24 protein-coding genes are annotated in these 23,276 nt (G+C 62.3%); 17 read left to right on the plus strand and 7 right to left on the minus strand.

Annotated elements, in window-relative coordinates; all coding sequences use genetic code 11:
• Positions 1 to 43 precede the first annotated feature (43 nt).
• From K5607_RS15140 to K5607_RS15150, 3 genes are all read right to left on the minus strand, one after another.
• Positions 44 to 676: an SH3 domain-containing C40 family peptidase gene (locus K5607_RS15140; RefSeq protein ID WP_082411595.1), complete on the minus strand. Its 633-nt coding sequence runs from the start codon at positions 674 to 676 to the stop codon at positions 44 to 46.
• 156 nt (positions 677 to 832) lie between these two features.
• Positions 833 to 1,963 carry a hypothetical protein gene (locus K5607_RS15145; RefSeq protein ID WP_156302628.1) on the minus strand — a complete coding sequence of 377 codons (1,131 nt, stop codon included), beginning with the start codon at positions 1,961 to 1,963 and terminating at the stop codon, positions 833 to 835.
• Between the two features lie 453 nt (positions 1,964 to 2,416).
• Entirely contained in the window at positions 2,417 to 3,322 is a 906-nt protein-coding gene (locus tag K5607_RS15150; RefSeq protein WP_156302625.1) for an HlyD family secretion protein, read from the minus strand.
• Between the two features lie 551 nt (positions 3,323 to 3,873).
• Here K5607_RS15150 and K5607_RS15155 point away from each other — a divergent pair.
• Entirely contained in the window at positions 3,874 to 4,536 is a 663-nt protein-coding gene (locus tag K5607_RS15155; RefSeq protein WP_221047511.1) for a LuxR C-terminal-related transcriptional regulator, read from the plus strand.
• Positions 4,537 to 4,749: 213 nt separating this feature from the next.
• Here the strand turns inward: K5607_RS15155 and K5607_RS15160 are convergent, their stop codons facing one another.
• Complete coding sequence (locus K5607_RS15160; protein ID WP_221047512.1) at positions 4,750 to 6,588, minus strand: ATP-binding response regulator; 1,839 nt, start codon at positions 6,586 to 6,588, stop codon at positions 4,750 to 4,752.
• A 424-nt stretch (positions 6,589 to 7,012) separates the two neighbouring features.
• Between K5607_RS15160 and slyD the strand changes: the two genes are divergently transcribed.
• The 3 genes from slyD to K5607_RS15175 all read left to right on the plus strand — a co-directional run bounded on the left by slyD (position 7,013) and on the right by K5607_RS15175 (position 9,143).
• Positions 7,013 to 7,495 carry a peptidylprolyl isomerase gene (gene slyD, locus K5607_RS15165; protein WP_054774108.1) on the plus strand — a complete coding sequence of 161 codons (483 nt, stop codon included), beginning with the start codon at positions 7,013 to 7,015 and terminating at the stop codon, positions 7,493 to 7,495.
• Positions 7,496 to 7,829: 334 nt separating this feature from the next.
• Positions 7,830 to 8,279: an NfeD family protein gene (locus K5607_RS15170; RefSeq protein WP_221047513.1), complete on the plus strand. Its 450-nt coding sequence runs from the start codon at positions 7,830 to 7,832 to the stop codon at positions 8,277 to 8,279.
• 9 nt (positions 8,280 to 8,288) lie between these two features.
• On the plus strand, positions 8,289 to 9,143 hold the full coding sequence (locus K5607_RS15175) for an SPFH domain-containing protein (protein WP_054774109.1): 855 nt from the start codon (positions 8,289 to 8,291) through the stop codon (positions 9,141 to 9,143).
• Between the two features lie 53 nt (positions 9,144 to 9,196).
• On the opposite strand, the gene K5607_RS15180 is transcribed toward K5607_RS15175, so the two are convergent.
• Genes K5607_RS15180 through hemC form a run of 3 tightly spaced genes read right to left on the minus strand, consistent with a single transcriptional unit; the run spans position 9,197 to position 13,589 of the window.
• Positions 9,197 to 10,525 (minus strand): heme biosynthesis protein HemY, encoded by a 1,329-nt coding sequence (locus tag K5607_RS15180; protein WP_082411630.1) that lies wholly within the window; start codon positions 10,523 to 10,525, stop codon positions 9,197 to 9,199.
• A gap of 2 nt (positions 10,526 to 10,527) precedes the next feature.
• The gene (hemDX, locus tag K5607_RS15185) at positions 10,528 to 12,660 is read right to left on the minus strand and encodes a fused uroporphyrinogen-III synthase HemD/membrane protein HemX (RefSeq protein ID WP_221047514.1); all 2,133 of its coding nucleotides are present in this window, start codon (positions 12,658 to 12,660) and stop codon (positions 10,528 to 10,530) included.
• Positions 12,657 to 13,589, minus strand: coding sequence for a hydroxymethylbilane synthase (gene hemC / locus K5607_RS15190; protein ID WP_221047515.1), 933 nt, complete (start codon positions 13,587 to 13,589; stop codon positions 12,657 to 12,659). The genes hemDX and hemC overlap by 4 nt, the downstream gene beginning before the upstream one ends.
• A 159-nt stretch (positions 13,590 to 13,748) precedes the next feature.
• On the opposite strand from hemC, the gene K5607_RS15195 reads away from it, so the two are divergent.
• The 13 genes from K5607_RS15195 to rpmG all read left to right on the plus strand — a co-directional run bounded on the left by K5607_RS15195 (position 13,749) and on the right by rpmG (position 22,973).
• Entirely contained in the window at positions 13,749 to 14,480 is a 732-nt protein-coding gene (locus K5607_RS15195) for a 16S rRNA (uracil(1498)-N(3))-methyltransferase (protein ID WP_221047516.1), read from the plus strand.
• A gap of 47 nt (positions 14,481 to 14,527) precedes the next feature.
• On the plus strand, positions 14,528 to 15,412 hold the full coding sequence (locus K5607_RS15200) for an HDOD domain-containing protein (protein ID WP_054775023.1): 885 nt from the start codon (positions 14,528 to 14,530) through the stop codon (positions 15,410 to 15,412).
• On the plus strand, positions 15,409 to 16,107 hold the full coding sequence (locus K5607_RS18200; RefSeq protein ID WP_221047517.1) for a 4'-phosphopantetheinyl transferase family protein: 699 nt from the start codon (positions 15,409 to 15,411) through the stop codon (positions 16,105 to 16,107). The genes K5607_RS15200 and K5607_RS18200 overlap by 4 nt, the downstream gene beginning before the upstream one ends.
• A 149-nt stretch (positions 16,108 to 16,256) precedes the next feature.
• Positions 16,257 to 17,648, plus strand: coding sequence for a F0F1 ATP synthase subunit beta (gene atpD / locus K5607_RS15210; protein ID WP_054774487.1), 1,392 nt, complete (start codon positions 16,257 to 16,259; stop codon positions 17,646 to 17,648).
• Positions 17,649 to 17,767: 119 nt separating this feature from the next.
• The gene (locus tag K5607_RS15215; RefSeq protein WP_054774486.1) at positions 17,768 to 18,175 is read left to right on the plus strand and encodes a F0F1 ATP synthase subunit delta/epsilon; all 408 of its coding nucleotides are present in this window, start codon (positions 17,768 to 17,770) and stop codon (positions 18,173 to 18,175) included.
• The gene (locus tag K5607_RS15220; protein WP_054774485.1) at positions 18,172 to 18,441 is read left to right on the plus strand and encodes an AtpZ/AtpI family protein; all 270 of its coding nucleotides are present in this window, start codon (positions 18,172 to 18,174) and stop codon (positions 18,439 to 18,441) included. Before K5607_RS15215 ends, K5607_RS15220 begins: the two co-directional genes overlap by 4 nt.
• A 4-nt stretch (positions 18,442 to 18,445) precedes the next feature.
• The gene (locus tag K5607_RS15225) at positions 18,446 to 19,132 is read left to right on the plus strand and encodes a F0F1 ATP synthase subunit A (protein ID WP_054774484.1); all 687 of its coding nucleotides are present in this window, start codon (positions 18,446 to 18,448) and stop codon (positions 19,130 to 19,132) included.
• A 3-nt stretch (positions 19,133 to 19,135) separates the two neighbouring features.
• Entirely contained in the window at positions 19,136 to 19,402 is a 267-nt protein-coding gene (gene atpE / locus K5607_RS15230; RefSeq protein WP_221047518.1) for an ATP synthase F0 subunit C, read from the plus strand.
• Positions 19,403 to 19,413: 11 nt separating this feature from the next.
• Positions 19,414 to 20,163: a F0F1 ATP synthase subunit delta gene (locus K5607_RS15235; protein WP_221047519.1), complete on the plus strand. Its 750-nt coding sequence runs from the start codon at positions 19,414 to 19,416 to the stop codon at positions 20,161 to 20,163.
• A complete protein-coding gene (locus K5607_RS15240) occupies positions 20,153 to 21,637 on the plus strand; it encodes a F0F1 ATP synthase subunit alpha (protein WP_221047520.1) in 1,485 nt (494 codons plus the stop codon). The genes K5607_RS15235 and K5607_RS15240 overlap by 11 nt, the downstream gene beginning before the upstream one ends.
• Positions 21,634 to 22,452: a F0F1 ATP synthase subunit gamma gene (locus tag K5607_RS15245; RefSeq protein WP_221047521.1), complete on the plus strand. Its 819-nt coding sequence runs from the start codon at positions 21,634 to 21,636 to the stop codon at positions 22,450 to 22,452. Before K5607_RS15240 ends, K5607_RS15245 begins: the two co-directional genes overlap by 4 nt.
• 106 nt (positions 22,453 to 22,558) lie before the next feature.
• On the plus strand, positions 22,559 to 22,795 hold the full coding sequence (gene rpmB / locus K5607_RS15250; RefSeq protein ID WP_054775031.1) for a 50S ribosomal protein L28: 237 nt from the start codon (positions 22,559 to 22,561) through the stop codon (positions 22,793 to 22,795).
• 40 nt (positions 22,796 to 22,835) lie between these two features.
• Positions 22,836 to 22,973, plus strand: coding sequence for a 50S ribosomal protein L33 (gene rpmG, locus K5607_RS15255; protein WP_054775030.1), 138 nt, complete (start codon positions 22,836 to 22,838; stop codon positions 22,971 to 22,973).
• The last annotated feature ends 303 nt before the right edge of the window (positions 22,974 to 23,276 follow it).

A 23,276-nucleotide genomic window follows, 5' to 3' on the forward strand; every position in this document is an offset into this window, starting at 1 on the left:
CCAAACAATATTGGGCTTCCTTTCGTAAGTCCACCCCGCCGCGCTATTTCGGCACGCGATACCCCAATATACGGCTTTTTGGGTAATCCGCGAAACAAACCTTGTTCCCTTGATTTCCACCCAAGACCTTGATTTCGTTTCCGCTATCCGCGACGTAAAAAGCCACATGGCCGCTCGGCGAGGTGCTGCGTTCGAAGACCACAATGCAACCGGTGACGGGCGCGTCCGTCCTACGCCCCCAATTTAACCAAGAGCGGGCCATGGCGGAATCCGTCCCGGCGAAACCGGATTTTTCGACGCAGAAATTGACGAAAGCGGAACACCAAGGCGTCTCGTCGCTGGCGGCCATATCCGCTCCCAAAGTAGTGGAGCGCAGATACTCGACGATACGCGGGTTGGCGCCGGAACCGGAAATTTCGGCAGTGCCTGCCTCCTGCACGGCGATGTCGAACCAGGGAAAGGCAGCGACGGGCGCTTCGGCCATGACCGGCTGGAGATACTTGAACGAGGCCCAGCCCGTATCGGCACCGTGACTCACCTTTTGCCAATGGCCGTCAGGTGAAGCCCCAATGGAAGCGACCACATCGCCGCGATCCAATATTGCGACAACATTGCCCTGCACGCTTGGTGCGTCCCGCAGGTTCAATGCGGACGCGGTTACGACTAATTGCGACATGGGGGCGTCTCCTGTTGTTAGGTGGTTTTTGCGGTATCAAAAAAGGCGACAGATTTTTTCATGAATAACAATTTTTACGTAGCTGACCATATTTCCCTTGTTTGATCCGGCGGCCAACGATGACATCAATTTCAGAGGTCGAATCTATTTTGTTATTTACTTTTCTGGCTTGCCCTGGTCTTTTACTCGCGACGCGATGCGATCAAGTACGTCTGGAACTAGTCGCTCCGAAAAGCCGGACACAAAACACAATACTAGCAGTTTCGCCAAATTAGGGGTGTCATACTTCAGGCATGCTAAGGTGTCCAGTATTCTTCCATTGTCACCCAGCGTTTTGCAGGAATCACCATTGGTTTGGGGGATTATGCTATCAATTTTTATGATTTCTGATACGGAGAGGAGCAATATTAAAAAGGCAAAAACCGCACCGCTAACGATCAGCGTTATCATATACTTGCGTGTTATGTTGCTTATGGCGTCCGTTGATTCAAGAACGCTTTCCGCGAAGCTTGTCGGCGCATTGGCAGCTGTTTCGATGCGTTGAATTATGCTAATAAAAGCGCCGGCCATGCCGGAATATACAACTAATAATAATAAGCGAGCTGTTCGCAAGTCATCGCCGGGCAGAGCCACACTTAGCTTTTGGAAAAAGTCGGATGACCATAGGAAATTTATAGAGGCAAAAAAGCTGATAATAGAACCAATGTTATATAGCAAGGTGCCACCCAATAACGCCAAGGCCATGGTGATCATTGCATAGCCTTTCTTTTCGTTTATCTGGCTATTTCTTTGGTTCCTGTAATATGTTATTCGCTGAAGTTGTCGAACAAGATTAGCAAGGTCTTGACGTAGAAGCGCTTCTGCGTTGGCGCTAAGGTCGCAGGACTCCTTCATTGTATCATCTGCGATTGTCTTCGGGAGTTTGTTAACATATGAGTCGTAAGCTTGCTGTCCAGCTAGGATCCTGAATTTTTCTCTTGTTATCCAAGCTCTGCGGATCAGTGCTTCTTTTGGTAAGTATTCGATTACCAAAAGCTCAAGAGCCCATAGCTCTGGTATATCGCGCGTTTCTATGATGGCTTTTTCATCACTGCCAGGCGGTGAGCGGAACGATGCTCGTTTTAAAATAATTCCTCTAGTATCCGATGGCAAAGCCAAGAAGTCCGAATATACAATCGAATGAAGATCGCCCCCCCTATCCATGCACTTAGGTGAGGCGTCGTCTTTAATGGCGCCTGTTATGGAATCATAAAGAGATTTTACGTTTGCTAATAATGTGTTAAACATGGCTGTTTCCTTACTTATTGTCTTTGGCCGCAATGTCTTTCCTACTTGTCAGTAGCCTCACTTAGTGCCTGTTCGCAGAGTCGTGGGATGAGGCGAACATAGTGAATCGCATGAATCGAGGAACACAAACGTGCGGTTCTTACCTCACCGCACCCCACGTGCTGAATCGAAGATTCTAAAGTATGAAGCAATGATAAAAAGTAAGGTTTGACCCTAAGTAAGAGCAAGTTGTTTCTTGAACTAATCATTTATATGTGTACTCGGAGGGCGCGTCGCCGTCTCAGATTGCTGTGTTTTCATAGGGCGGGCTTTGATTTGTTATACCGCTATTTTGTGGGTTTCTGCGGGTTGCGGTGGTTATCTATCTGTTCGGGGTGATCGAATGGGTTGCATTGGCTGGACGCAATCGACAGGCGTAATGGATTGAGAACGCAATGATTTTCACCTACAGAGCTATTTGCCGCATATTTTCTCTGCGTTTTCGGCGGTTATTGTTCCAGAGACGATGGTTTTCAAGGTGGCCAAGCAACGGCTTTGTTGAAGTCCTTGAGAAATATTTTGTGCGGCGACACCTGTCGAAAACATTTTGCCAAGAGTGACGCCGTTGTTGCCGCCGTTCACAACACTCGTCCATGAATCAAAACTTCCAAAAACGGAGTACGCATCCGTTTTTCCCTCTACTTTGGCAAGTTCCGCAGCGGCTTTCTTTACATTTGCTTCAGCGCTATCTTTTTCTGTTTGCGCCTGAGTTAAATCTGCACTTAGCTGCGCTGTCTGATCACTCATGACATTTTCCGCTTCCAATGCGGTGCTGCCATGTTTCTTCCAAATCGAATCTAACTGGCGTTGAATTGATTCGGTATCAGTTCTTTTCTGTTCCAGCTGAATTGGAGAAATGGATGCGGAGTTGTTTATCTCTTTCTTAAGGGCCTCCTGCTTGTTCTTGAGATCCTCATAAGCGGCTTTCTCGGCTTTATTAGTATCACTTTGTTTTTGCTTTTCTGTGAGCGTAGCTGATTTCTGAGTTAGTGTTGCTTCAGCATCTTGCAAAGCCTTTACTGCTGCATCAACAGTGGCTGGATTCATCGAGCCCGCATAAGTACCTTTGATAAGCTCAATTTTTGATTCGCCGCCATCACCGCCTAATTTCGCAGGAAGTTTCGCTACTGCAACGGGAACGAAGGCCGAATCTTCCGTTGTTAGACCTACATTAATGTCAGCTCCTGGCGTTTGTGGGTTGGTGACACTAATGCGTCCGCCAAAAATGGTTTTTGAGTTGTAAACAAGAGGGGCTTGGCTTAGAGGCGCGCATCCTGTAGCAAGAAGCAAGATGGCAAGCAGTGTTATTTTTTTCATCATGTTTCCTTTGGTTTATTGCTTGCAAGTGAGCGGTTCCGTCTCTGTATTAAAAAATACAGCTATACATTGGGAGGAGTCATTTAGATAAACCTTATGATCATCAAAATAACCAATTGACATTCCTTCTTCGGCCAAATACATACCGACCCCACTGGAATTGGCGGTTACATTTCTTGTTCCCCCAATGACTTGTATGATTGCTAAACCAGGGTATAGTTGCGTACTTACCGAATTTGCATCTTTGATAGTAATCACTGTGCAACTAGATAGGGTCAAAGAAATGCATGTATACTCAAAAAAACGTCTAAGTCGATGTGGCATTGCATTGTGTGACTAAAGCTTGGGGGCGCAGGGTCAGGTCTTGCGTTTGATCTAAAGTTTTGTCCAAAGACATTTGTTCGTACGCAGTCACTCCCCCATCTCGTACCGAATTCTTCGGCAATTTTTAACAGTTAACCATCCCCCATCTGTAACGGTACGAAAGTACCGCTCCAACTCTACTGAAGCCGTAAAATCCCACCGTGCGTCCATTACTCACAATCGCTCACCCCTTGAACATCCTCCTCATCGATGACCACTTCTGCGCCCGCGAGGGCGTCGCCTTGCTGCTTCAACAGATGCTGCCTGACGCGCAGGTGTTCGAAGCTCATTCAGTGGAAACCGGCTTGGCGATTGGCGGCACCACGCGACTCAATCTGGCATTGCTGGACGTGCAACTACCCGGCAAGAACGGGCTGGAGGGCTTAGCGGAATTGAAAGCTGCATTTCCCGATCTGTGCGTGGTGATGTTTTCGGGTCTGGAGGATCGCGAACTGGTGTTTGAGGCGTTGCGGCTGGGGGCCATGGGGTTTATTCCCAAGAGCCTTTCCCGGCAGGAGTTCGCGGCGGCGTTGCAGGATGTGCTGGCCGGGCGGCCTTATTTGCCGGCGTCGGCGGTGGCGGGCGGATCGTCGGGGCTGCCGGTGCCGGGGGCGCGGTGGGTGGCCGATCCGCGCGAGTTGGGGCTGACGCCGCGGGAGTTCGAGGTGTTGCGCTGGCTGGTGCAAGGCAAGGGCAATAAGGACATCGCCAAGCGCTTGGGGGTGAGCGAGCAGACGGTGAAGAATCACCTGCGGCCGATATTCCACAAGTTTGGTGTGGCGCGGCGGGCGGAACTGGTGGTGAAGGTGTTCGAGCGGGGGATCGTGCTGGGGGCGCCGGAGGTGGGGAATTGAGGATGTAGGAACGGCGGCTGGGGGCGTCGCTATGGCGCGTTCGGGCGTGGGACTCCAAGGAAACCGTCCTTCCACCCAGGAAGAAAATTGGGTTAAAAAGCCACGGCCGTTTTATTCCCTCACCCTAACCCTCTCCCGTAGGGAGAGGGAACGCGGATCCCGATTTGAACTTGAGACGACGCTCCCCTCGGGGGACAAAGACGGCCGCGCCGCTTAAGAAACGTCCCGGCTCTTGGCCGTCAGCGATGCGTCCAAGGCCTTGGCCATGGCGGCCAGCAGGGCTTTTTCCCCGGCGGATTTGTCGAGGAATTGGATGGAACCGGACCAGCGGTTGGCGTCGAGCGGCAGGGCGACATCGGCGCTGAACACCACGGCGGGCACGGGGCCGCTGTCGGCTTGAGCTGCGGCCAGGGCGTCGGCGGCGGTTTCCTGCCGGTTCCAGTGGTAATCGGCGAGCAGCAAATCCGGCGGGCGCAGGTTGTCGGCCAGGGCGCGGCGCAGTTGCACCAGGTCGGCTACCGGTTCCACCAGGCATCCCCAGCGCGTCAACCGTTCTGCCAAGACACCGCGCACCGCTGCATCGCCGTAGGCCAGCAAGACGTAGCTGCCGGCAACGGAAAACTGCGTAGCGCTTGAGGGGCGGTTTTTCGTCTCCTCGCCGTTGGGCAGCACCAGGCTGAATACCGAACCGTGGCCGGGTCGGGACGCCAAATCCAGCTGGTGTTGGGGCAGGCAGCGCAGGGCTTGCGCCACGTAGGCCAAGCCTATGCCCAGGCCGTGGACGCAAGCTTGCTCCTGTCGCGGGCTGCGGTAAAACTCGCGGAACACCGCTTCCCTTTCTTCCGCCGCAATGCCTAAGCCGCTGTCGCGCACCTGCAACTCCAAGCGGGTGTTGCCGACCCGCTGGGTGGCCAACACCACGCAGCCTTGCGGGGTGTATTTGATGGCGTTGTCGAGTAGATTGCCCAGCACTTGCCGCAGCATGGCGGCGTCGGAGCGCACGCGGAACGGCGGCCGGTTGCGCGGCAGGACTTTCAACGTCAGGCCGCGCTGGGCGGCTTTGGGCGCGAACTGGTCCTGCAACGCGGCCAGCAGCGGGTTGAGCTCCACGTCGGCCAGGTTCACGGCCATCCCGCCGGTCTGCAACGCCGCCATGTCCAGGATGCGGTTGCAGGCTTCCTGCAATTCGTCGACGACGGCGCCCAGCTTGGCCACCACCGGCGCCAAAGGGTCCGTCTTGCCGTCGGCCAGGGCCGCTTCCAGCGCAGTGGCGTAGCAGCCCAGGGCTTGCAGCGGCTGGCGCAGGTTGTGACTGGTCTGGCGCAAAAACGCCGCTTTGTCTTCCGCCGCGCACTCGGCGGCGTGCCGTTGGCGAAACGCCCTGCGGGAATACCGCTCCAGCTGGCGGCGGGTGCACAGGCCGAACAGGTTAACGATGGCGAGGATCAGGAACGAAGGCAGCAGCCCGGCGCCGTCCACCCCCACGTAGGCACCGGTCCACAACAGCGCGGCCATGCCGGTCCAGCCGATCAGCAAGCTGAACGCCAGGGGCAGCAACAGCTGGCCGTAGAGGAAGAAGTACACCGGCAACAGCCCCGGCCAAGCGGTGGCGTAGCCGGCGGGATCGTTCTCCAGCAACAGGGTAACGGCCAGATCCAGCACCGCCAGGATCACGGCAGCGGCGGCGATCCTGCCGCTGTCTTGCCTAGCCGCCGCCCTGCGCGAGCGAAGATACAACCCCAGCAGGCCGAACACCACCACGGAGCGGGCCAATATCGCCGCCAGGGATAAGCCGAGAGCGGCGGCGTCCAGCAGGATAAACAGGAAAAAGCCGAGGGCGCCCAGCAGCAAAGCCGCTTGCAAAGGTTTGCGCGTTTCGTCGATACATTCCTGCCGGAATCGGCCTTCCGCTTCGGCATCGAACTTCGCCAACCCAGGCCGCCCGGCGACCATGGCGCCGCGAACCCAGGAGCGTAAAGCCGGCAACCGGGCCAGTGCCCACAGCCGTGCGGATGACTGCCGCAAATTCAAGGAAAGCGCTTGCGTATTCACGAGCCGATCGGTCCTTAATCCCAGAGAAATTGAATCCCATCTTTCGCCTCGGAACACTACCCCAGCAACAAAACCGTGCCCTGGGTCTCAGTAATCGCAAGACTGCCGTAAAACCATGCTACCCCAGGGCTATTTCAGCGGCAATTTTGATGCGAATGGCGCGCCTTTTATTCGTATCGCCTGCGGCGGATAGAATAAATCCACCTATTTTCAACAAGATGAGACCGTGCCGCGCCGCGCGGAGCGAAAAAACCCAGCGTCGCCCCCGGAAAAGCACCGGTTGCATCGGGCAAGCGCCGCGGCCGTGCTCAACGACGCCAACAAAGGCATCAGGCCAGCGCCCGCCTCCTTGAGCTGCAATCCCCCCAACCGCCGGCAAAAAGCTTTATCATGGGCGCTTTACCATCCATTCTGAGGCAGCCCCATGCAAATCGCGGCCAGCAAAGTCGTTTCCCTCCACTACACCCTGCGCGGCGAGGACGGCGACCTCATCGACCAGGCGACCCCGGACGAACCGTTTGCCTACATTCACGGCACAGGCAGCATCATTCCCGGCCTGGAAAAGGCCCTGGAAGGCAAGTCGGCCGGCGACAAGCTGACCGTATCCGTGGCGCCGGAAGACGGCTACGGCGTGCGCGACGACGAGCAGGTTCAGGTAGCGCCGCGCAGCGCCTTCCACGGCGTTGACCACATCGAGCCGGGCATGCAGTTCCAGGCGCAGACCGAATACGGCATGCAACTGGTAACGGTGGTGGCGGTGGAAAACGACGAGGTGGTGCTGGACGGCAACCATCCCCTGGCCGGCCAGACCCTGAACTTCGAAGTGGAAGTGGCGCACATCCGCGACGCGACGGAAGAAGAACTGGATCACGGCCACGTGCACGGCGAAGGCGGCCACCACCATTGAGCCCGCAAGCGCCGGCGACTTAAGCCGCGGCGCTCGCTCGGCGTAGCGGACCATAAAAGAGCGGCGGATACTTCCGCCGCTCTTTTTGTTTTTAAGCGCCGCAGAAACCGGCTAAAACACGTCGCCGCGCCCGATCCCTACACGCGGAACGAGTCGAGCATCGCTTGCAACGCGCCGCCCGGACGGCGCAATTCCCCGCTCATTGCGGCCATCCGCTCGGCACCGGCTTAGGCGGCGCTGCCTGATCCAACGCGGACAGGAAGGATCGCGCCTCGACGGCCCCATCGGCTGGGTCTACACTGAAAGCCGATTGCAACTGAGCGCGGAGGGCGCCATGGAATCCCTGGAGTGGTGGCATTGGATCGTCGCGGGCTTGGTCCTGGTCATGGCGGAACTGATCGTTCCCGCCTTCGTGGTGTTCTGGTTCGGCCTGGGCGCATTGATCGTCGGACTGCTGCTGCTGACCATGCCCGACCTGAGCCTCGCCACGCAAATGCTGATCTGGTCGGTGGCTTCCTGCGCCATGGTGGTGCTGTGGTTCCGCCTGTTCAAACCGCATTTGCACAAAACCCGCGTCGGCATGTCCGACAATGCCACCTTGATCGGCGAAGTGGGCCTGATGCTGCGCGACGTGGATCAATTCCAGCGGGGCGAGGTGCGCTTCCAGAAGCCCATGATGGGCGCGGATCGCTGGGGATGCATCGCCGACGAAGCTATCGCGGCGGGCGAGCGGGTTCGGGTGGTCAGCGTGGAAGGCACGCTGGTTAAAGTCAAGAAAGCCTAGGAGGTGAATATGAGCGGCGGCACTTTTGTCACTGTACTGATCGTTGTTTTCCTGGCGGTCACCATCGCCAAAATGGTTTATATCGTCCCCCAAGGCGAGGAATGGGTGGTGGAAAGCCTGGGAAAATACAGCCGCACCTTGTTGCCCGGCCTGGGCTGGATCATTCCCTACGTGGACCGGGTGGCCTACAAGCTGGTCACCAAGGACATCATCCTCGACGTGCAGGAGCAGGAAGTCATCACCCGGGACAACGCCGTGATCCTGGTCAACGCCATCGCCTTCATCAAGGTGACTGACCCGGTGAAAGCGGTGTACGGCGTGGAGAACTACTCCGAAGCCATCCGCAACATGATCATGACCACGCTGCGCTCCATCACCGGCGAAATGGAGCTGGACGAGGCGCTGTCTTCGCGGGACAAGATCAAGCTGCGTTTGCGCGAAAGCATCGCCGACGAGGCGGTGGACTGGGGCTTGACGGTGAAATCGGTGGAAATCCAGGACATCAAGCCCTCGCCCTCCATGCAAAAAGCCATGGAACTGCAAGCGGCGGCGGAAAGGGAAAGGAAAGCCACGGTGACCAAGGCGGAAGGGGAAAAACAAGCCGCCATCCTGGCGGCCGAGGCGCGCCAGGAATCCGCCAAGCAGGACGCCCAAGCGCAGATCATGCTGGCCCAGGCCTCCGCCGAGGCCATCCGCCGGGTGGCGGAAGCCATACCGGACAAAGACACGCCGGTCATGTACCTGCTGGGCGAGAAATATATCGCCGCCCTCAATCGCCTGGGCCAGTCGGACAACGCCAAACTGGTGGTGCTGCCGGGCGATTTGCACGAAAGCTTGAAAGCGCTGTTCCAAAGGCGGAGCTGACGGCTCCCCACAAAAAAGCCCCTCGCAGGAGGGGCTTTTTTTACGGTGGCGGCTTAACCCTCCGCCGGCGGCTCGCTGGTATCCGCCGGGCTTGCCGCGGCGCCGCTTTCCGAGGAAGGCTCTTCCGCAACCGGACTCGCCTCTTCGGCGTGCTCCTCCACTTGCTGCACCACCTCGCTGGACGCCAACAGCAAACCCTTGCGGTAATAATCGCTGGCGGCGGCCTTGTCCCCGCGCTGCGCCAACAACTCGCCCATCAAGTGGTAGGCCTCCACGCTGGCTTCCACCGCCAGGCTACGGGCCAGGTATTGCTCGGCCAAGTCCAGCAAGCGGCTGCGGTAGCAAATGCGCCCCAGCACCCGCAGCAACACGGCGTCCTCGGGATACTTGGACAGCAATCCCTCCAGGAAGCGCACTTGGGCGCTGGCGGCGTCGCCGCGCTGTTCGATGCAACCGTACAGCACCAGCAAGGTCTGGTCCCACGCCTTGCCCAAGGCTTCGCGCACATCGCCCTCGATGTCGGCGCCCGCGCCGGCCTCGATCATTGCCGCAAAATACAGCGCCTGCACTCCGCTCACGGCGCGGATGTGCTTGGGCACGTGTTTCCATAGCTCCTTGAGAACGGCGGCGTCCTTCAGCTGGGCCTTCTGTTTGAGCAAAGCGCTGTAGGTCTCCGTTTCCAGCAGCTTGATTTCGGCCTCCATCATCACTTTGTTGGCGCTCAACTTGGGCAACAGGGCGTGCAGCGCCTCCCAGTCTTCCAAATGGGCGTAGGTGCGATGCAGCATTTTCAACACCGCCGCGTGGGTGGGCGCGATTTTGTTGAGCTGGCTGAGGTTTTCCAAAGCATGGTCGAACTGGCGCTCGGACAGCTGCAGTTCGGCGCGGGTCAGGCCGATGGCCAGTTCCGCTTCGGGCATGGTTTCCGCCGCCACCCGCAAATATTCGTCGCGCAACTCCCGCGCGCCGCGGGACTGGGCGGCGCGGGCGGCGGTCAGGTAATGGATCAGCGGAGCGCCGCTGTTGGCGGCGTGGCGCACCAGGGTTTTTTCCGCTTTTTCCCAATTGCCCTGGGCAGACTCGTACAAGCCCACCAGCAAGGCCTCCTGGGAGCGCTGGTTCCTTTTCTGCTCGCTGCGCCGCTTGAGGGACTTGGGCAGGCTCACCATGGTGCCCAGCAGGCGCAACGTCACATGCAGCAGCAGGAACAGCCCCAGCAGGATGCCCAGCAAGGTCAACAGGGTGCTTTCCACCGCCCACTGGCCGTGGCCGATGATGGCATATCCGGGATCGCCGCTTTCCACCAGGTTGACGTAAACCAGCGCCACCGCGCCGGCCAGCAGCGTCGACAGAATCAGCACGTAAACGACGAAGGTTCTCACGATTACTGCGCTCCCTGCGGGGCGGCGGGCGCTGCGGCGGGCGGCGGAGCCTCACCCGAAGCCGACGCCGGCGCGGCCTTTTTCTCGCCCTTGTCGCGGCTTTTTTCCTTGTCCGCCACGACGCCGTCGGCCTCCACCCGCAGTTTGGTGATATCGCGCAGCATGGCGAGGGCCTTGCCGATTTCCGGGTAGGCCACCTGGATGGGCTGCTCCATCAAAGCGCGAATATCGCCGTCCACGGAACGCACCGCCGCCTGGCCGTCGTCGAAGTTCTCCGCCAGCCAAAGCCGGGCGGTCTCCAGGCTGGCTTTATAGAGCGCGTCGTCGCCCCGCACCAGCGCCATGCGCGCAGTTTCCAGCTTGAGCAACAGGATTTGGCGCAGCACCAGGGTTTCCTCCGGCGTAAGCACCGAAGCCACCGGCTTATCCAAGCGGCGAATGGAAACGTATTTGCCCAGCTCGCCCATGAGGCTGTCGGTAATCGAATCGGCTTCGCCGGGCGCCGCAGTTTTCGGCGCGCCGTGGGCACCATCCGGGGAACCGGCGGAACTCACGCCCTTGCCGGCATGGGGCAACAGCAGGGGCAGCTCCCTCACCTTGGCTTCCAGCGCCAGCAAACGGGACGAAGCCCCGATCAAGTCCGGCGGGGTGAAGCTTTTGAGGATGCGGATTTCGTTGGCCAACTGCTCGCGCACTTTGAACACGGCCGGTTCACCGGATTCGCGCAGCCTTTCGTCGGCCCCTTCCAAGGCCGCAATGGCGGTTTTCACGTCGCCCACCAGGTGCAGGCGCTGCAGCGCCGCGCCCAACAGGTATTCGGCGTCGGCCACCAGCCAATCGCTGCGGGTCTTTCCCAGCATGCGATGCAGGACTTGCAAATCGTCGCGGACTTCGCCGCGGAACTGTTCCAGCTTCTCGCTGAATTGCGCGCTTTGCTCTCCCAGCACCCGTTCGACCTTGTTGTCCTCGGTGGACAAACGCGTCTCCAACGTTGCCATTTGGCCGTGCAAGGTTTTAAAGACCGCCTGCAAATCGGCGACCTGGGTGTTCAATTCGGCGATTTCGCGGTCCTCCTTGCTCAACTCGCCGCCCAGGCCCTCCTGGGTGCTGCGGATTTGTTGCATGAGGAAATAACCGCCGACGACGATGCCGACGACCAGCAGCAGAATCACGTAACCGATCCAAGCGCGGCGCGCGGGCTTGGTTTTGACCGGTTTGATTTTTGCGGCGGGGGGGGAGTTTTCGGCGACCGGCGCGGCCGAGCCAAGGCTGACGCCCGCGGAAAGTTCCGCCGGCTTGGGTTGCTTGTCCTGGTCTGTCACAGTGCCTGGTCCCCGTGCTTGTAATTGTTCGTTGACCCTGTCGGATAACAGCTCCGCCAAGGCTTGCACCAAAGCCGCGTCGGCGGCTCCCTCGGCGCTTGCCACCTGGCGCACGCCCAATACCAGCGCCTGCTGGCGCACCCGCTCGCTGACCGTGACCAAGGGCGTCTTGCGCAGCAGCGCCACGCCCTCGAAACCGACCATCGCCGTCAAATTGCTCAGCGCTTCGCCGCTGGTGACAACCACGCCGTGGACCTCGCCCTGCCGCCAACGGTCCAGCAACGGCCCCGCATCGGTTTTGGGACGGACGCGACGGTATACCTCCGCGTACTCCACCAGGGCGCCGCGCTGGCGCAGGGTGTCGGCCAACAATTCGCGCCCGCCGGCGCCGCGCACGATCAAGCAGCGGCGGCCGGCGACCTCCTGCAATTCGGCCAAGGCCGCCAAGGCCTCGCTGTCGCCCGGCTCCGGCGGCGTCAACACCGCTCCCACGCCGGCCTCGCGCAGCGCTTGCGCCGTGGCCGCGCCGACTGCGGCGACGCGGACGGTCGATGTCGGCGGAATTATGCCATTGTCGAAGGCCTTTTGCGCATAACGCACGGCGTTGGCGCTGACGAAGATGGCCCAGTCGTAATCGTCGATGTGGGTCAGCCGCTCGACGGCGGCCTGTCCGGCGGCGGCTTCTATGGCCAAGGCGGGAAACAGCAGCGGCTGGCCGCCAGCGGCGGCGATGGCCTCGCAAAGGCCGCTCGCCTGTTCCTGGGGGCGGGTCACCAGGATGGTGCAGCCCGCTAAAGCAGGGGTTCGACTCATGGCGTTCCGTACACCGCTCGCAGGATTCCGTCCGCGCCCCGGCTGAGCAGATCCTCCGCCAAAGCCCGCCCCAAGGCTTCCGCCGATGCCCGCGGACCGGCCGTTTCGCCGCGCACGATGGCGCTGCCGTCGGGCGCGCCCACCAAGGCGCGCATGCGCAAGCGATCGCCGTCCAGCTCCGCATAACCGGCGATGGGCACCTGGCAGCCGCCTTGCAACCGAGCGTTCAGCGCCCGTTCGGCGGAAACGCATACGGCGGTGTCGGCGTGATGCAACTCCGCCAGCAATCGGTTGATCTCGGCATCGTCGGCGCGGCATTCGATGCCGATGGCGCCCTGGCCCATCGCCGGCAGGCTGACTTCCGCCGGCAAGGCTTCGGCGATGCGTTCGTCGAACCCCAGCCGCTTGAGGCCGGCCACCGCCAGCAGGATGGCGTCGAACTCGCCCGCGTCCAGCTTGGCCAGACGGGTGTTGACGTTGCCGCGCAGCATGAGGATTTGGCAATCGGGCCGCTGGGCGCTGATCTGGCTCTGGCGGCGCAAGCTGGACGTGCCGATGCGCGCCCCCTGGGGCAGGTCGCGCCAGCTGGCGTAGCGGTTGGAAACGAAAGCGTCCAGCGGATTCTCCCGCTCCAGGATGGCGCTTAAATGCAGTCCCTCGGGAAACTCCACCGGCACGTCTTTCATGGAATGCACGGCGATATCGGCTTCCCCGTCCAGCAACCCCTGTTCCAACTCCTTGACGAACAACCCCTTGCCGCCCACTTTGGACAAGGGCGAGTCCAGCAGTTTGTCGCCGCGGGTGGTCATGGTCACCAGCTCGGTGCGCAATCCGGGAAAAGCTTGTTCCAAGCGTTCCGCCACGTGACGGGCCTGCCACAGGGCCAAGGGGCTTTTGCGGGTGGCGATACGGACGATTTCGGGGGGCACGGGACGATTCCAAATAAAATGATCGGCGGATTTTACCAGAGCCGGCGCGGGTGCCTAGCGCGGGCCTGGCTCGTGCTATCCTACCAGCCCTAACGTTCAACCGCCTCCCCCTGCCGGCAGACGCGGCATATAAAAGGTGGCGCCGACCGATCCACCGCCATGCGCTTGTCCCGACTTTTTCTTTCGCAACCGATCTCCGCCCACAGCGAAATCACCGCCGACGACGCCGTGGCCCACTATGCGCGCGACGTGCTGCGGTTGCGCAAAGGCCATGCCGTCGTGCTGTTCGACGGCAGCGGCGGCGAATACGACGCCACCGTGCAGGAAGCCCACCGCCACGGCCTGACGCTGGCCGTGGGCGCCTGGCGCGAACGCGACAGCGAATCGCCGCTGCACACCGAGCTGGGACTGGGCGTCTCCCGCGGCGAACGCATGGATTACGCCGTGCAAAAAGCGGTGGAACTGGGCGTGTCGCGCATCACGCCCCTGTTGACCGAGCACACCGTGGTGAAACTGTCCGGCGAACGGAGCGAGCAACGGCGCGCCCACTGGCAAAAAATCGCCGTCAGCGCCTGCGAACAAAGCGGCCGCTGCCGCGTACCGGAAGTGGCCGAGCCGGCCGAGTTGGAAACCTGGCTGAAAGCCCAAAGCGGCCTGCGGTTGTTTTGCGACCCCCGCGCCGAGCAAGGCCTGCCGCAACTCGCCCCGCCGGACGATGGCCGCGTCTGCCTGTTGGCCGGCCCGGAAGGCGGCTTTTCGGCAGAGGAACGGCAACTCGCCCGCGACGCCGGCTTCCTGCCGGTGCGGCTGGGGCCACGAGTGCTGCGCACCGAAACGGCGGCCCTGTCGATCCTGGCGGCGGCGCAACTATTGTGGGGCGACTTGGGATAAATAAGATAAAATTGAGAATCGTGTCACACTTTTTCGGGTAGCCGCCCATGCAACCCATCGTCCTCGACGAACACCACCCGCTATTGCGGGCCAAGCCGCTACTCCGCAGTATCCCCCTGCCGCCGCAACCGGAAGTGCTGCGCAAGGTGTTGGACGAGTACCGAAACCCCACGCCGGACCTGCAACGCATCGCCACCTTGATCGGCAGCGACGTGGCCCTGAGCGGTTCCGTGCTGCAAGCGGTCAATTCGCCCCTGTTCGGCTTGCGCCACACGGTAACAGCCATCCCCCAGGCCATCGGCCTGCTGGGGCTGCGCAAGGTGCTGCTGGTGGTGCGCGCCGTGGCCCTGCGCAGCGGCTTCGGCCGCAGCGCCGAATGCAACCGCTTCTGGGACAGCGCCAACATCATGGCCCAAATCAGCTTGATGCTGGCGGAACGGCTCAAACTGGTGGAAAAGGAAGAGCTCTACACCATCGGCCTGTTCCACGACTGCGGCATGCTGCTGATGATGCAGCATTTTCCCGACTACAAAACCCTGCTTTCCCAAGCCAATAACACTCCCGACCGGCCGGTCACCGCCTGGGAGGACGAACGCTACGGGCTCAACCACACCGATCTGGGTTTTCTCATCAGCGTGTCCTGGTATTTGCCGCCGACCCTCTGCCACGTGGTGGCGAGCCATCACCGGCCGTTCGCCGATTTGGCGCAAAGCCAGCGGCGCATTTCCGACAGCGCCCTCACCCTGCTGGCGGCGCACAAAGCCTCGCACCATATCCACACCCGCCATCGGCAAATGGTGCGCGGCGACATGGTGGACATGGAGTGGGACCGGGACAATGCCGCCGTGTTGGGACACCTGGGAATCAGCGAGCCCGACTTCTTTACCCTGCGGGACGATCTCCTCGACAGCCTGGACGATACGGCCGCGTGATCCGATCCCCGGGCGCGGCGGCGACCGTGTGGCGCCTACCGCTGCTCGACGCCCCGGACGACGGCTACCTGCTGGCCCAGCTGGAGCCGGCCGAACGGCGGCGTGCCACCCAATACCGCAACGACTCGGCCCGCCGCCGCTTCCTGGTCTGCCGCGCGGCGCTGCGGCGGTTGCTGGCCGAGCGGCTGGGGACCGACGCGGCCGTCCTGCGCCTGATCGCCGACGACCACGGCAAGCCGCATCTGGCCGACTCGCCGGCCGGTCTCTCCTTCAACGTCTCCCACACCGACGGCCTAGCTCTCATCGCCCTGGGCGACGGCCGCCCCCTGGGCGTCGACGTGGAGGTTTTCCGCCCGGCGCGCGCCCTGGACGGCATCGCCCGGCGCTGTTTCTCAGCCCAGGAATTCGCCCACTGGCAAGCGCTGCCGCCGGAACGACGCACGGCCGCCTTCTACACCCTCTGGACGCGCAAGGAAGCGTTCGCCAAAGCCGTGGGCAAGGGCATCGCCATCGGCCTGGAGCGCATCGTTTTCGACGCCGACGGCGCGTTGTCCGCCGTGCCGGCCGAATGCGGCCGCACGGCGGACTGGCGGGTACTGGACTTGGCGGCGGGCGCGGGCTATAGCGCGGCCCTCGCCATGGGCGGGCCGCCGGGAGCGGTGGAAATGCGGGACTGGGCGGGATTTCGCCACTAACGCCGCCATCCGGCCGACGCCGCGCAGAGGAAAAACCAAGGCTTCGAGTTTGAAAGCCGCCGCGCAGCGGAAAAACTAAGGCTTCAAGTTTGAAAGCCGCCGCGCGGCGCGCGATCATAGCTGCCGGAAACCGCTTCCGGGCATCCCCCATGGACTCAATCCCCAGCGCACCGCCCGACTCCATCGGCACCATCACCGAGGTGCACGGCCCGGTGGCGGTCATCGCCTGCGAGCAATTGCCGCCCCTGGATCGCGCCCTCCGCGCCAAGCAAGGCCGGGAAACCTATTTGTTCGAGGTGCACCAACACCTGGACCAGGGCCACGTGCGCGCCATCGCCCTCAACTACACCTCGGGCCTAAGGCGCGGCATGGCGATCTACGACACCGGCGGACCGTTGCGGGTGCCGGTGGCCGGCGACTGCCTGGGCCGGTTGCTGGACATTTTCGGCAACCCCCTCGACGGCGGCGATCCCATCGCCCCCCAGGAACAGCGCCCCATCCACGGCAAGCCCGCGCCCCTGTCCGACAGCATCGCCCTGGACGGCGTGCTGGGCACCGGCGTGAAAGTGATCGACCTGCTTTGCCCCTTCGTGCGCGGCGGCAAAACCGGCCTGTTCGGCGGCGCCGGCGTGGGCAAGACCGTGCTGGTGATGGAGTTCATGCACGCCGTAGCGGCCATCCACAGCGGCGTGTCGGTGTTCGCCGGGGTGGGCGAGCGCATGCGTGAAGGCCACGAACTGTGGCACGAAATGCAGAAAGCCGGCGTCATGCCGCAGACCCTGATGATCTTCGGCCAAATGGACGAATCCCCCGGCGTGCGCTTCCGCGTGGGACTGTCCGCCCTCACCTACGCCGAATACCTGCGCGACACCCTGGGGAAAGAAGTGCTGTTCGTCATGGACAACGTGTTCCGCTTCGTCCAAGCCGGCAGCGAAATCTCCAGCCTGCTGGGCCGCATGCCCGCCACGGTCGGCTATCAGCCCACCCTGGCGACGGAAGTGGCGGAACTGGAAGACCGCATCCTCTCCACCCACAGCGGCGCCATCACCTCGGTGCAGGCGGTCTACGTCCCCGCCGACGACATGACCGACCCCGCCGTCAGCGCCATTCTCGGCCACCTAGACACCACGGTGATCCTGTCCCGCAACCAGGCCGCCAAGGGCATCTACCCGGCGGTCGATCCCCTCGCCTCCAGCAGCAAGCTGATGGACCGCCACGTGCTGGGCGAGCGCCACTACGCCATCGCCCAAGGCGTGCGCGAACACCTGGCGCGCTATCAGGAACTGGAAGACATCATTGCCATGCTGGGCCTGGAAGAACTGTCCGAAGCCGACCGCCGCATCGTCCAGCGCGCCCGCAAGCTGCAAAGGTACTTAACCCAACCCTTCTTTGTCGCCGCCGAACACAGCGGCATCAAAGGCGTATCGGTGACGCTGGAGGAAACCTTGGACGATTGCGACGCTTTCCTCAGCGGCCAATACGACGAGCTAACGGAGGAGCAGTGTTATATGCGGGGCAGCATGAAACGGGAAAAGTTGTAGGAGCGAGCCATGCCCGCGAATGAATCGTCGCGGGCACGGCTCGCTCCCGCAGGATATTGTTTGAAATCAATCGCAGATACGCCCTCTCCATCGACGATGAAGCGACGCACCGACACACCATGAACACCTACACCCTACAACTCCGCGACGCCCTCCACAGCGAGACGGTGGAGCGGGTGGCGTCGTTCGTCGGCCAGGACGCTAGCGGTGCGTTTGCCGTTTGGGCAGGGCATGCGCGATTTCTGACGGTGCTGTCTTTCGGCCTGGCCCGCTACCGCCAATCGGAAGGTCCGTGGCGCCATGTGGCGGTGCCGGGGGCGGTGTTGTATTTGTGCGATGGCGTCTTGCACCTGGACACGCGCCGCTATTTGGTGGACGACGATTACCAACGCATCAGCCGCCGCTTGCAGGACGAATTGCTGGCGGAAGAGGCGCAGTTGGGCGCCGTGAAGCAGAATCTACGGCGCATGGAGGACGAGTTCCTCAAGCGCTTGGCGCGCATCAGCCAACAGGGGAGGGGGTTATGAAACCATTGCAGCGCCTGCGCGGACGGGTGGAGCAACAAACCCGCCGCATGCGCCGGGCGGAAAAAGACCGGTCCAGCCTGTTGGCGCAAACCGTGTTCCTCGGTTCGCTGGGATTGACCCTTTGCCTGCCCATCGTCGCCGGCGCTTATCTGGGCTACTGGCTGGACGGACTCAGCCCCGGCTATTCGGTGCGCTGGACGGTAGGCTGCATCCTGCTGGGAGTGGCGGTGGGCGGTTACAATGTTTACCGCATGATTCAGGAGTAAGGCCATGGCCGCCAACGAACTCGGCTCCCAGGTACTGTTCAGCGTCGGGCCGCTGCACGTCACCGTCACGGTGGTGACAACCTGGGCGGTCATGGCGGCGCTGACCCTGGCCGCCTGGCTGCTGACGCGCAATCTGCGCATCGGTCCCGGCGACCGCCAGACGGCGGTGGAGGGCGTCGTGGTCGCCATCGAGGAGGCCATCCGCGCCGTGGCGCCCGACCACGCCGAGCGCATCCAGCCCTTCGTCGCCACCCTGTGGATTTACCTGGCGGTGGCGAACTTGGTGGGCCTGATTCCGGAAGCCTCCTCGCCCAACCGGGACATTTCCGCCACCGCCGCCCTGGCGATTTTGGTGTTCCTGTCGGTGCACTGGTTCGGCATCCGCGCCCTGGGGCTCAGGCAATACCTCAAGCATTACCTGTCGCCCAGCCCCATCCTGCTGCCGTTCCACATCATCGGCGAGATCACCCGCACCATCGCCCTGGCGATCCGCCTGTTCGGCAACATCATGAGCCTGGAAATCGCCGCCGCCCTGGTGCTGTTGGTGGCCGGCTTCCTGGCGCCCATCCCCATCCTCATGCTGCATATCGTCGAGGCGCTGGTGCAGGCGTATATTTTCGGCACATTGGCTTTGATCTATCTGGCCGGGGCCATGCAGTCGCAACATCAGAGCGAGGAATCCAAGGAGTAAGCCATGCCCGACTTGACCCAATTCGTCACCGTTTCCACCGTGGCGGCCATCGCCGGCCTGGCCGTCGGCGTCATGCTGCCGGCGCTGGCCATGGGCCGCGCCATCGCCGCCGCCCTGGAAGCCCTGGCGCGCCAGCCGGAGGCGGAACGGTCCATCATGCGCACCCTGTTCATCGGCCTGGCCATGATCGAATCCCTGGCGATCTACTGCCTGGTGATCGTGCTCATCGTGCTGTTCCGCAATCCGCTGTTGGAATACCTCGTTAAATAACGGTTGCCCCCATGGAATTGGACTGGTCCACCATCGCCCTGGAAATCGTCAATTTCCTCATCCTGGTCTGGCTGCTCAAGCGCCTGCTGTACAAGCCGGTGCAGGACATCATCGCCCAGCGCCGCGCCGCCATCGAAGCGACCCTGCGGGAAGCCGACGACAAACAAGCGCAGGCCCAGGCGCTGCGAACCCAATACGAAAACCGCCTGGCCGAATGGGACAAGGAAAAGCAGGCGGCCCGCGAGACCTTGCGCCAGGAAATCGAAGCGGAGCGGCAGAAACAAATGGCCGCGTTGAAAGACGCGCTGGCGGCCGAGCTGGAAAAAACCCGCAGCGTGGAGGAACGCCAGCGCGCCGAAACCCTGCAACGGCTGGAGGAGTCCGCCGTGGCCCAGGGCGCCCGCTTCTGCGCGAAGCTGCTGGAGCGCCTCACCGGGCCGGACTTGCACGGTCGGCTGCTGGAGCTGCTAGTGGCCGAACTGGAGCAATTGCCGGAAAAACGCCGAGCCGAACTGCGCAACGGCTGGCGCGGACAGGCGCCCACGGTGGAGGTCGTCAGCGCCTACACCCTGTCCGACGGCCAGTGCGCTCGCTTGCAACAATCCCTGGATCAGTTGGCCGGCGCGCCCTGCCGCTTGACCCACCGGGAAGACGATACCCTGCTGGCCGGCGTGCGCTTGTCCGCCCCGCCCTGGCACCTGGACGTCAACCTGGGCGACGAGCTCCAGCACTTCGCCGAATTCACCCACGATGGCCACTGAACGGCGCGCCCAAGGTCCGCTGGCGCGCCAGTCGGCGTGGCTGGCGGACTACCGCCTCGGCCTGCGGGTGCGGGAAGTGGGGCGGGTGGTGTCGGTGGGCGACGGCATCGTCAGGATCGCCGGCCTGCCGTCCGCCGCCATGGACGACCTGGTGTCCCTGGACGACGGCAGCCGTGCCATGGTGTTCGACTTGGACAAAGACCTGGTAGGTGCGGTGCTGCTGCACGAAACCGCCGCGCTTTCGGCCGGCACGGTCGCCTCTCTCAGCCAGCGCAGCCTCAGCATCGCCGTGGGCGACGGCCTGCTGGGCAGGACGGTGGACCCGCTGGGCCTGCCCCTGGACGGCGCTCCCGCCCCGGAGCGCCTAGGCCGCCGCCGGCTGGAAAACCGTTCGCCGCCCATCGTCGCCCGCGATTTCGTGCAGCGCCCGCTGTACACCGGCATCAAGGCCATCGACACCCTGGTGCCCATGGGCAAGGGCCAGCGCCAGCTCATCGTCGGCGACGAAGGCCTGGGCCGCAGCGCCTTGGCCCTGGACACGGTGATCCACCAGCGCGGCAAGAGCGTGTGGTGCGTCTACGTGCTGATCGGCCAGAAGCGCTCGACGGTGGTGCAAACCATCGACATCCTGCGCCGCTTCGGCGCCCTGGAATACACCACCGTCGTCGTCGCCGAAGCCTCCGCCCTGCCCGGCCTCAAGCACTTGGCCCCCTTCGCCGGCTGCGCCATCGCCGAAAACTGGATGGAACAGGGCCGCGACACCCTGGTGGTGTACGACGACCTATCCGCCCACGCCCGCAATTACCGCGAGCTGTCCCTGCTGTTGAAAAGGCCGCCGGGGCGCGAAGCCTATCCCGGCGACATTTTTTCCGTGCACGCCCGCTTGCTGGAGCGCTCCACTTGCCTCAACGCCGCCCACGGCGGCGGCAGCATGACGGCGCTGCCCATCGTCGAAACCCAGCAGGGCGAAATCGCCGCCTACGTGCCCACCAACCTGATTTCCATCACCGACGGCCAGATCTATCTGGACCGCAACCTGTTCGCCGCCGGCGTCCGGCCGGCCATCGACATCGGCAAATCGGTGTCGCGCATCGGCGGCGCCGCCCAGGATCCGGCCATCAAGCGCGAGGCGGCCAGCATGAAGCTGGCCTATCTGCAATTTTTGGAGCTGGAAACCTTCACCCGCTTCGGCGCCCGGCTGGAAGCCTCCATGGAGACCGCCATCAAGCGCGGCCAGGTATTGCGGGAAGCCCTCAAACAGGACCGGCTGGCGCCGATCCCCATCGAATGCCAAATGGCTTGGCTGGTGGCCTTCAACGAAGGCTGGCTGGACGGCGCACCGCTGGCGGAAGTCGCCCCCCTGCTGCTGCGGCTGCAACAAGGCGCTTGCGAAGCCGCCCTCAAGCTATCGGCGCCGCGCGAGGCTTGGCGCAAAGCGGCGGCGGAGTGGCTGGGGCGCGACCTGGCGCCATGACCCACCGCCACGCCATCGAACAGCACATGGCCACCTTAAGCGAGGTGCGCGACATCATGGCGGCCATGAAAAACCTGGCGCTGATGGAAGTGCGCAAGCTGGGGCGCTACCACGACAACCAATGCGCCATGGTGCAAACCCTGCGCAAAGCCGCAGCCGATTTTCTCGGCCATTACCCCCTGCCGCCGTCGGCGCCGCCGGCGCGGCGGGTGTATCTGTTGTTCGGCGCAGAGCGGGGCTTTTGCGGCGCGTTCAACGAATCCTTGCGCCAGGCCTTCGATGCCGCCGCCGGCCGGGAAGGCCGCTGTATCGCGGTGGGCAGGCGGCTATACGCGCGGATGGAAGGCGACCCCCGCCTGCTGGCGGCCATCGACGGCGCCAGCGTCGCGGAAGAGGCGACGCCGGTGCTGGAACAGCTGTTGGCCGCCGTGAGCGACCAACAAAAGAACGGCCCCCTGGCTCTCTTCGCCCTGTTCCACGATCAGGACGCCGGCCAAGTCGCCAACCAGACCCTGCTGCCGCCTTTCGCCGATCTGGCGCCGACCGCTCCCGGCAGCAGCCATCCGCCCCTGCTGAATCTGCCCGCGCCGCAGCTGCTGGCCGAATTGAGCGAGTCCTATTTGCTCGCCGCCCTGTATCACATCGCTTACGCGTCCCTGCTGGCCGAAAGCCAACAACGGATACGGCACCTGGAAGCGGCGGTTCATCGCCTGGAAGACCGGCGGGAAGAACTGGCGCGGCGCTGCCGCACGCTGCGCCAGGAGGAAATCACCGAAGAAATCGAAGTGCTGCTGTTGAACGCCATGCAGCGCTAATTCGACGATAGGGACTAGCAACGCGGCGCGCCTCGCACTTGACCTAAAACCGGTTTCGCTTTATAAATGCACGATTTCCCGCGATTCCCTTCGAGAGGTTCGAACCATGTCCAGAGTATGCCAGGTGACCGGCAAGCGTCCCATGACGGGCAACAACGTGTCCCACGCCAACAACAAGACCCGCCGCCGCTTCCTGCCCAATCTGCATGAGCACCGCTTCTGGGTGGCCAGCGAAAACCGCTGGGTACGTCTGCGCGTGAGCAACGCCGGACTGCGCACCATCGACAAGGTGGGTATCGAATCCGTGCTGGCCGGCATCCGTGCCCGCGGCGAAAACGTTTAAGGAGCAGCATCATGGCTAAAGGCGCTCGCGACAAGATCAATTGGTGTCCAGTGCAGGCACCGGTCACTTCTACACCACGACCAAAAACAAACGCACCATGCCGGAAAAGATGGAAATCAAGAAGTACGATCCGGTGGTTCGCCAGCACGTGTTGTACAAAGAAGCCAAAATCAAGTAGTCACAGGCGCGCGGCTCGACGCGCGCTGACGCGGCCAGGACGGCCCGCGACATGGCAAAGGACGGCGACGCCGGGTAGCGCCCGGCGCTACCCGCAAGCCTCACGCGGCACCGCCCCACCCGGGGCGGACGGCGGCCCACCGGGCCGTAACGTTTCCGCACAATCCTCCGCTCTGCAGCAACCGGCACCCTTGGTTCCGCCCCTACCCGTCCCTATAATGCGTTAAGTTCCAGCAGCCGAAACGTTACGGCCCGGTCGCTTGCGCGCCGGGAGCGGCGTCAGCGGCCCCAATCGTCGAGGCTC

Origin of the sequence: Methylogaea oryzae (assembly GCF_019669985.1) — a bacterium.
GTDB lineage: Bacteria > Pseudomonadota > Gammaproteobacteria > Methylococcales > Methylococcaceae > Methylogaea > Methylogaea oryzae.